This window comes from Bacillus sp. CGMCC 1.60114 (assembly GCF_042676365.1).
In the GTDB taxonomy this organism is placed as follows: domain Bacteria; phylum Bacillota; class Bacilli; order Bacillales; family Bacillaceae_G; genus Bacillus_A; species Bacillus_A rhizoplanae_A.
On record NZ_JBHTHG010000083.1, the window covers coordinates 1 to 1,752 of the forward strand.

Here is a 1,752-nt window from a genome sequence, read left to right on the forward strand (position 1 = left end):
GCTAGTAAGATCCCTGAAAGATGATCAGGTTGATAGGTTCGAGGTGGAAGCATGGTGACATGTGGAGCTGACGAATACTAATAGATCGAGGACTTAACCATATATATGAAGCAAATGTTATCTAGTTTTGAAGGAATATACCTTCATAAGTCTGGTAATGATGGCAGAGAGGTCACACCCGTTCCCATACCGAACACGGAAGTTAAGCTCTCTAGCGCCGATGGTAGTTGGGACTTTGTCCCTGTGAGAGTAGGACGTTGCCAGGCAATCTGAGACGAGTCAGTATGACTCGTCTTTTTTTGTATATAAACTGTTTTTCCTTTTACATAAGGCAATTGATAGACCGAGTGTTGAAGTCATCCTAAGTGTAAGAAATAAAAAGTATGCCCATAATTCCCCTGAAATTCACATAATACAGGCAAATTAACTTCACATGAATGAGATATATAGGGATACAATGTATCTATATAAATGAGTGAAAGGAGACTTCTTATTTTGAAAGCGACAAGTATTAAGTTTTATGAATTTGGAGAGCCTCAAAAAGTTTTGCAGATAGAGAATAAGGAAGTTAGAGATCCGGGTATTGGCGAAATTTTAGTACGAATGAAAACTCGACCAATTAATCCATCTGATTTAATTCCCATTAGAGGAGCATATTCTAATCGAATTTCTTTACCGGCTATTCCGGGATATGAAGGGATTGGTTTTATAGAAGAAGTAGGCCCCTCTGTTTCTAAATGGTTTGTTGGTAAGCGAGTATTGCCGCTACGAGGTGAAGGTACATGGCAAGAGTTTGTAAAATCTTCAGCTGAACTAGCTGTTTTAATTCCAGATTATGTTGATGATTATACGGCAGCTCAGCTTTATATTAATCCGATTACAGCATGGGTTATCTGTACAGAAGTATTGGCATTAAAACCGGGGGATGACTTGATTGTAAATGCTTGCGGATCGTCTATTGGCCATATTTTTGCACAATTATCTCGTGTTTTAGGATTTCGTTTAATTGCAGTAACACGTAATGATACTTATACAGAAGAATTAATTCGACTTGGTGCTTCATATGTAATTAATACAATGACCACCCCGCTTTATGAAACAGTTATGGAATTAACAAATGGTTGTAAAGTTAAAGCAGCAATTGATTCTATAGGAGGATCATCTGGTACAAATCTAGCTTACTGTATACGTGCGAATGGAACTTTGTTAACGATAGGCCTTTTGTCCGGAATACCTGTTGATTGGACAGAGATTATGAATAATACAAAAGTGCATGCAAACATATTTCATTTACGTCATTGGAATCAACAAATTTCTACAAGAAAATGGCATGAAACATTTCGTCAGATTATACAATGTATTCATGATAAACAATTAATATTAACAAGACCTTATGCTCAGTATCAACTTTCAGATGTAAAAAAAGCTCTTAATTCTGAACAGAAAGGAAAAATATTTTTAAATAGTTGAAACTAGGAGCATAATGAAGGATGGTTAGATCATTGTAATAACAGTAAGAAAGATTTTATAAAAAGTATTGACTATTAGTATATAAGTGTGTAATATAGTAGGAGTCGCTGATGCAACAAAGCAGAAAGCGAAAACGAAATGAAAAATTTAGTTGACATTGAAACACAGGGATGTTAATATAAGGAAGTCGCAATTAAGCGGCAGACAAGTTCTTTGAAAACTGAACGAAACAAACAACGTGAAACGTCAATTTTTATTTATGATGCTAGACAAACACTTTAT

General features: G+C 35.4%; 1 protein-coding gene and 2 rRNA genes. All 3 read left to right on the forward strand.

Features of this window, described 5'->3' with window-relative positions:
* Positions 1 to 101: ribosomal RNA gene (locus ACFQZ1_RS11835) — 23S ribosomal RNA — on the forward strand; the annotation flags it as partial.
* Between the two features lie 49 nt (positions 102 to 150).
* Positions 151 to 266: ribosomal RNA gene (rrf, locus tag ACFQZ1_RS11840) — 5S ribosomal RNA — on the forward strand.
* Between the two features lie 229 nt (positions 267 to 495).
* Complete coding sequence (locus tag ACFQZ1_RS11845) at positions 496 to 1,470, forward strand: zinc-dependent alcohol dehydrogenase family protein (protein ID WP_377882372.1); 975 nt, start codon at positions 496 to 498, stop codon at positions 1,468 to 1,470.
* Positions 1,471 to 1,752 lie beyond the last annotated feature (282 nt).